This is a genomic window from Mesobacillus selenatarsenatis SF-1 (assembly GCF_000813125.1).
In the GTDB taxonomy this organism is placed as follows: Bacteria; Bacillota; Bacilli; order Bacillales; family Cytobacillaceae; genus Mesobacillus; species Mesobacillus selenatarsenatis.
Genome location: NZ_BASE01000022.1, coordinates 1 through 7,078 on the forward strand (window position 1 = coordinate 1; position 7,078 = coordinate 7,078).

The 7,078-nt window shown below is 45.4% G+C and carries 6 protein-coding genes; 1 reads left to right on the top strand and 5 read right to left on the bottom strand.

Going from position 1 to position 7,078, the window contains the following annotated elements; genetic code table 11:
- Nucleotides 1–189 precede the first annotated feature (189 nt).
- Nucleotides 190–630 (bottom strand): Dps family protein, encoded by a 441-nt coding sequence (locus tag TY49_RS05190; RefSeq protein WP_041964846.1) that lies wholly within the window; start codon nucleotides 628–630, stop codon nucleotides 190–192.
- 208 nt (nucleotides 631–838) lie between these two features.
- On the opposite strand from TY49_RS05190, the gene TY49_RS05195 reads away from it, so the two are divergent.
- Nucleotides 839–1,051 carry a hypothetical protein gene (locus tag TY49_RS05195; protein WP_041964847.1) on the top strand — a complete coding sequence of 71 codons (213 nt, stop codon included), beginning with the start codon at nucleotides 839–841 and terminating at the stop codon, nucleotides 1,049–1,051.
- A gap of 43 nt (nucleotides 1,052–1,094) precedes the next feature.
- Here TY49_RS05195 and TY49_RS05200 read toward each other — a convergent pair whose 3' ends face one another.
- The 4 genes from TY49_RS05200 to TY49_RS05215 all read right to left on the bottom strand — a co-directional run bounded on the left by TY49_RS05200 (nucleotide 1,095) and on the right by TY49_RS05215 (nucleotide 6,968).
- Nucleotides 1,095–2,357 carry an exo-beta-N-acetylmuramidase NamZ family protein gene (locus tag TY49_RS05200; protein WP_232310381.1) on the bottom strand — a complete coding sequence of 421 codons (1,263 nt, stop codon included), beginning with the start codon at nucleotides 2,355–2,357 and terminating at the stop codon, nucleotides 1,095–1,097.
- 109 nt (nucleotides 2,358–2,466) lie between these two features.
- Nucleotides 2,467–4,590 (bottom strand): glycoside hydrolase family 3 protein, encoded by a 2,124-nt coding sequence (locus tag TY49_RS05205; protein ID WP_052442094.1) that lies wholly within the window; start codon nucleotides 4,588–4,590, stop codon nucleotides 2,467–2,469.
- Between the two features lie 52 nt (nucleotides 4,591–4,642).
- Nucleotides 4,643–6,340, bottom strand: a complete 1,698-nt coding sequence (locus TY49_RS05210; RefSeq protein WP_041964849.1) for a serine hydrolase domain-containing protein — start codon at nucleotides 6,338–6,340, stop codon at nucleotides 4,643–4,645.
- A gap of 232 nt (nucleotides 6,341–6,572) precedes the next feature.
- Entirely contained in the window at nucleotides 6,573–6,968 is a 396-nt protein-coding gene (locus tag TY49_RS05215) for an HIT family protein (protein ID WP_041964850.1), read from the bottom strand.
- Nucleotides 6,969–7,078: the final 110 nt, after the last annotated feature.

Sequence of the window (7,078 nt, forward strand, 5' to 3'; positions counted from 1 at the left end):
CACTCCGGCATCTTGCTTGAAATGTCCATAAACCCCCTGTTATTAGACATTTCGCTCCGGCATCTGGCTTGAAATGTCCATTAAACTCCTGTTATTAGACATTTCGCTGCTGCACTCTTACTAGAAATGTCTATCGTAAAAAGATAAAAAAGACGTATGCGATTACATACGTCTTGCTTCACTCATTTATTATCTCCCCAGGAAGGAATTCAGCATCCACACATGCTTTTCCAAACCAGAGTGAATGGACAGCAGCAGGTCGCTTGTTGTTTCATCATGGACTTCCTCTGCCAGCTCCATTCCCTTCTTTAGTTCTTGAATCATTGTTGAATAGTCATCTACTATGCTTGCGACCATGTCAGTTGCGCTTTCATTTCCTGATGCTTCTTTTACAGATGCGATTTCAAGTGCACCGGACATGGTTGCGACTGGTTTGTCACCCATTGCCAGCAATCTTTCTGCAAGTTCATCGATATGTAAGGCAGCTTCATTGTAAAGCTCTTCGAATTTTGCGTGCAGGGTGAAGAATTCCGGTCCGGTCACATACCAGTGGTAGTTATGAAGCTTAATGTAGAGTACAGTCCAGTTTGCGATTTGCTTGTTGACTGATTGCGTCAATTCATTTTTCATCTTGGATCCCCTCCTATTTATATGTACGGATTCATTATAGTCCAAGATTATCCAACAAAGGGTTTAAGCCCGGAATTGTTCACAGGACTGTCAACTTTTCAGACAAGTTATGTGCTAGTACCGGATCAAAAACCAAATTTCTCCATAAACTATACATAATAAAGTAATTATTTCTCCAAACTATGCATAGAAGTGGAGGTGTAAAAGAATGGGATTATTTAATGCGCTAAACCAATGGAGAAATGCAAGATACGAAAACCACCTTTCTAATATGAAGGACCAGAATAAATGCCCGGACTGCCATGGCAGAGGATATTACGCTTTTTCCGCGAATGAGTTTGTTTATTATGCGGCACCATACGAATGTCCTGGCTGCAGCGGCAGTGGATTATATACAGATTGGAACAACAGTACGACTTAAAAATGGCCACTGCTTGTGCAGCGGCCATTTTTCTATCAATTAATTAATAGAGAAGGTACTTTTCTCTCACCTGCTTGAACTCATTCAATTCAGCTTCCCACATGTTCTGGATGTCTTCTACGGATGTTCCGGCTTCAATTTCTTCCCTGATCCAGCCGTTTCCTGTCAGAAGATCGAAGAAGGAAATTCCCCTGCTGTCTTCAGCGCGGAATTGGAAATTCTCAGGATACATATCGTGAATCGTTTTTACAATATGAAGTCCTGTTACAATCGGCTCAAACGAATCTTGGTCGGTAATATGAATCTGAATTCCATGTGACAGTTTGCCTGCATGCTTTGAGAACGTCGGGGTGAACGATGCAGCCCGGAACTTTACTCCTGGAAGATTCAAAGAGTTCAATTTTGCGGACAGGTCATCGGAATTGATGAACGGCGCACCAATCAGCTCAAATGGCTTGGTTGTTCCTCTTCCTTCAGATACATTCGTTCCTTCAATCAATGCGGCTCCCGGATAGACAAATGCTGTATCCAGTGTTGGCATGTTCGGTGAAGGCATGACAAACTCAAGCGGCGTATCATCATAATTCATTGTGCGCTTCCAGCGGTCCATCTCAACGACAGTCAGGTTTGCACCAATATTGAATTCTTCATTGAAGAGCCTGGCCAGTTCGCCAACCGTCATGCCGTGGCGAAGAGGAATTTCATAGTTTCCAACAAAGGATTTATATTCAGTTTCCAAGACAGGCCCTTCCACTTTTTGTCCGCCAAGTGGATTCGGGCGGTCAAGCACGATGAATGGGATATCGTTTTCCTTTGCAGCTTCCATCGCATAAGCCATCGTGTAAATATACGTATAGAATCTTGTACCTACATCCTGAATATCAAACAACAGGACGTCCACATTTTCAAGCATATCTGGTGTTGGTTTTTTCGTTTTCCCGTAAAGGCTGTAAACAGGAAGCTGAGTTTTTTCATCGATATAGTACTCGACATAGGCTCCAGCCTGTGCGCTTCCCCGCACGCCATGCTCGGGTCCGTAAAGTGCCGTCAACTCTACATCAGGATCGTTGAAAAGCAGGTCGACAACACTGTTCAGATTTTGGTCGACTCCAGTAGGGTTTGTGATCAGTCCGACTCGCTTGCCTTTGATTAGATCCTTGTGGTCCTCGAGGAGTGCTTCAGCACCAACCTTGAATTTTTTCAGGTCCTGGCTCTTACCTTGTCCACTATCATGGTTTGCCAACGCAATCGTCAATGAAGAGAGAATCAGGACGGTCGTCAATAATGCAGCCAGCCATTTTTTCAACATGATCACTCCTGTTTTTAATAGATTTTAAGACTATATTTTGCGATGAATATTTCAGCCACTAAAAACCAAAGGCAGGCCCCTGTCACGAAGCCCGCCTATTCACTTTTTAGTAGGTTAATCCCTGACCGAATTCATAAAGAATTCCGCCATTATAATCAGGAATCGTGATAGGCAGCTTTCCTGTTGGCGCGAATTCCCCAAACATCGCTCCCGCCGCTGCTTCAAAGCTTGCTGGACGGAAACCGTATTGGGTTAGGTACGCGTCGATTTCAGGGTAAGCCATAATGTCATATGGGTTGCGGATGCCGACACCGACAACGGGAGCATCTGCCAGCTCAATGATTTGGTTGACCATTGCCATCTGAGCACTCGAAGGGGTCCGGCCTGACACATTGTAAGTATAGGTGCCGACTACCACCGCGCTGGCATTTTTAATTAGTTCCAGCTCTTCCTCTGTCAGCTTATAAGTTGAAGAAGAAATGACGGTTGTATTTTCATGGCGCTTTTTAATCGCCTCACCCAGGCTGCTGATAAAAGTGTTGCCCACAACAACGATCTTTTCGCTGCTATCAAGGTTCAAAGGCAAATCTGCATCATTTTTAACCAATGTGATTGATTTCTCAGCTGCTTCTTTTTCAATTTGCTTATGCTCAGCAGAGCCGACTATCTTCACTGCATTCGCAATTTTGTCTTCTACTGAAACAGGAGTTTCTTCCTTGACCACGCCTCTTTTTACCTTCAAGGTTAAAATGCGTCTAACAGATGCTTCTACCCGTTCTTCAGTAATCTCACCATTCTTCACTGCTTCCAGCAGACCTGTTGCTACTTCTTCAAGACCGACCGGCATCAACACGATATCCGTGCCTGCTTTTACCGCGCGGATGGCTGCATCTACAGGGCCGAAATGGTCAGCGATGGCTTTCATGTTCATCGCATCTGTAGTGATGACACCTTCATAGCCCATTTCTTCACGCATCAGCTCTGTGAGAACCTTGTATGAAAGTGTTGCCGGAATCGCGATTTCTTCTCCCGTTTTTTGAGAAATCGCCTTTGTTCCATCGATTTTAGGGAAAGTGACATGTGCTGTCATAATCGCATCAATACCTGCTTCCATTCCTTTTTGGAACGGATACAATTCAACTTCCTTCAAGCGTTCTTTATCATGCGGAACTTCAGGCAATCCAAGGTGGGAATCAACTGCTGTGTCCCCATGTCCCGGGAAGTGTTTCGCTGTCGCAGCGACACCTGATGCCTGGAGTCCTTTTGTATAAGCTACACCCATGTCAGCAACAAGCTGTGGGTCTTCACCAAATGATCGGACACCGATTACTGGGTTGTCCGGATTGTTATTGACGTCCATCACTGGTGCAAAGTTCATGTTGATACCCAATGACGCCAGTTCCTCTCCGATTGCATTGCCTACGTTATAAGCAATTTCTGGTGAACGTGTTGCACCCAATGCCATATTTCCTGGCATATCTGTCCCAGATTGAAGCCTTGTGACAATTCCGCCTTCCTGGTCTATCGTCAGCAGCAGGCCAAATTTTTCCGCCGCAGCCTGATAATCAGATACTAAGCGTGCTGTCTGTTCTGTTGTCACTACATTCTCACGGAAAAGGATGACTCCGCCTAAATGATATTTTTCCACCAACTGCTCTATTTCCGGCAGCATTTCCGTTACATTTTTACCTTCCCATGTCCTGAAATCCGGCATCAGCAGTTGACCTGTTTTTTCCTCCAGGGTCATCTTGCTGATCGCCTTGCCAATCAAATCATAGCGCTGGCCATCCTGCTTGATGACAGCGGCTTCGGATGCAGGCTTGCCTTTTTCCCCTTCTTCTTTAGAGGATGGTTTCACTTTATAATCGAGTGCGATCCGGTCTTCGAAAGTACCGTCTGTCACTGTAATGAACGTCCGTCCATTCTGTCCTGTGAACTCCACATTTCCATCTTCGTCTACTGTTGCGACATTTTTATTCGCCGATTCCCATTTAAGGTTTTCAGATGCCAGCATGAAATGTCCTTCTGAATACACATGGAGTGCTTTCAATTGAATGGTCCCGTCTTTTACTGCTGCTTCCGCTTCTGGAACGTTTTCGTAAATCACCAGGTCTTCCACCTGGTTCTTTTCCTCGGCATTAGCCTTCTTTAAAGAAATGCCGGGCAGTATTTGTGAAAAAGCCAGCACGAGCACTAGTGAATAGAGCATAAGCTTGCTGAGTTTCTTCATCGTATCTCCTCCATTTTGTATATTTTATCCAATTTATTGAGAATTACTAAAGTTAGTAAGTTCTTTGCTGCCAATCCTCTCCTGTAAAATCAGGCTCAACCTTTTTACCATCAGAAGTTACCAGTTTAATATTATCGACATACCAGCCGCGTCCATTTGTATAACTGTCCGTTTGGTAGCGGAAACGGATATGCTTGGTCGCTGCAGGTATTTCAACCTCCGCTTTGTCCCATTCGACACTGCTGCCTGTAAAAACAGCTGCTTGTTCCCATTTTTCACCGTCTTCGGAGGTTTCCAAATAACCATAATCGGCTTCCGCTTCAATCCGATGCCAGGTGTCGAATGATAGTTTTGCAGGCTTTGCAAGTTTCACCTCTGCTGTCATCGAGCGTTGGAGTTTGTCTCCATATCCTGAGAACCAGGCAGACCCATCCGGAATGTCTACCGGGATTGAATCAGCAACCTGTCTTGCCAGCTGTCTCCGAGCGACGTTCGTGGAAACCGTGCTTCGGCTTGGATGGACCCTGTTTGTCAACAGGATTGCGATTGTGCCATTATTCCTGTTCACGACAATCGAAGTACCGGTATAACCTGTGTGACCAAGCGATGAACCCTCAGATAAAGCATCCATGAACCAACCCTGGGCAAGCTCCCAGCCTAATCCATGATCATCACCAGGGAACTGCGGAATTTGATTTTCAACGATCATGTCCACTGTTTCTGGCTTTAAAATGACTTTGCTGCCATAACGGCCGTCATTCAAATACATATGCGCAAGCTTGGCAAGATCCTCTGCAGTCGAGAACACACCTGCATGGCCTGCAACACCATCCAGCGACCACGCGTTTTCGTCATGGACTTCCCCCCAGACGATTCCGCGGTTCGTCCATGGCTGGTACTCTGTTGCAGCGATCCGCTTTTTCAGTGATGACGGAGGATTATACATAGTCTCTGCCATCCCTAGCGGCTCTGTTATATTCTCTTTGACAAACTCATCCTGGCGCTGGCCTGAGAGCCTTTCGATCAACAAACCAAGCGTGATCATGTTGAGGTCGCTGTATGTATAAGTAGTGCCCGGCTCATTCTTTAATGGATGTTCTAACACAATATTCATTCTGTCTTCCCGGCTGCTTCCTTTTGTATAAAGGGGAACCCATGCAGTGAAACCAGATGTGTGGGTCAGGAGCTGCCTGATAGTGACGTCTTCTTTTCCATTGGCAGCGAATTCAGGAATATGCTTAGAAACTTTGTCATCAAGCTCGAACCTTCCCTGGTCAAACAAAATCATCGCTGCAGTTGTCGTGAAAATTTTACTGATAGAGGCAAGGTCGAAGATCGTATCCTCCTCCATCTTGATCGGTTCACTAGATTCAGTGAATTGGTCATCTTCATATCTGTAGGCAAATCCATAGGCTTCCTGCTTCACGATATGGCCGCGGCGGGCGACGAATGCGACAGCACCTGGCATTACGCCATCAGCAATCATCGTTTCCATATGCCCATCGATCTCGTCTAGCGGCTGCTGTACCATGCCTGCTCCCCGCACCGATCCTTTATGAAGGACTGGCGATAAAGGGCCTGGCTTGTCCCATGAAAATATAGGATGGACTTGCTTGAAGCCACCTTTGCCCTCCCGCTGTTCAATTGAAGCCCCTGGTGCCTGATTGCCTTCCGCAAATGACACCGGAATCATCACTCCTGTACCGAGAACGGCTGCCGCTATGGCAATTGATAGTCGTTTGTTCTTCATGTTTCCTCCTTTTCCGAGCTATTGCTCCATTTAATCTAGTAAACTTTGAAAAGGCTTTCATGCTGTAACCTTAGACTATCTAAATAACAGTATAGATGTCTATACCACTATAGACCCAACCCTCTTGTAAAATAGAAAAATCCCGTGACTGCTCTCCCGGGATTTTAGAATCATTTTTGTTAAAATATTCAAATAATTTCGCGGGAATTTTCCCAACATACAACTTCGTGAATTATTTACGCTTATTTTCCTTTTGTTTAATCCAATACCTTATTCCCTTACCTGTCAAAGGCTCATCCTTGAAACGCGGAATGACATGCAAATGGGCATGGAAAATCGACTGCCCTCCTGCCCTTCCCGTATTCCAGCCAACACTGTAACCATCGGGAGCAAACTTTTGATCGAGTATCTTCTTAGCACCAAGCAGCAAATCCCGGGAATCCTTCCACTCCTGTTCCGATAACTCAAAGACATCCCGCTTATGAAGCTTCGGGATGATCAGCCCGCTCCCCTGCAGGACCTGCTGCTCAGACTCCTTCTGGATGAAATAACAGGTTTCATTCTCCAGTACGATTTCCTGCTCTTCATCTGCATTCACATTGCAATATGGGCAATTCTCCTGGTACATGTTTTAGTGCCTCCATTCCCACCACTTTTTTAATTGGAAAAAAACACGGATATTTTCCAGTTCGCGGAATTATTCTCGATATTCGCGGAAACCATTCGTGTCACAACAAA

Bases quoted from the DNA above. Each gene is read 5' to 3' on its own strand.
- TY49_RS05190 (WP_041964846.1), bottom strand. From the start codon at position 630: ATGAAAAATGAATTGACGCAATCAGTCAACAAGCAAATCGCAAACTGG.
- TY49_RS05195 (WP_041964847.1), top strand. From the start codon at position 839: ATGGGATTATTTAATGCGCTAAACCAATGGAGAAATGCAAGATACGAA.
- TY49_RS05205 (WP_052442094.1), bottom strand. From the start codon at position 4,590: ATGAAGAAACTCAGCAAGCTTATGCTCTATTCACTAGTGCTCGTGCTG.
- TY49_RS05210 (WP_041964849.1), bottom strand. From the start codon at position 6,340: ATGAAGAACAAACGACTATCAATTGCCATAGCGGCAGCCGTTCTCGGT.
- TY49_RS05215 (WP_041964850.1), bottom strand. From the start codon at position 6,968: ATGTACCAGGAGAATTGCCCATATTGCAATGTGAATGCAGATGAAGAG.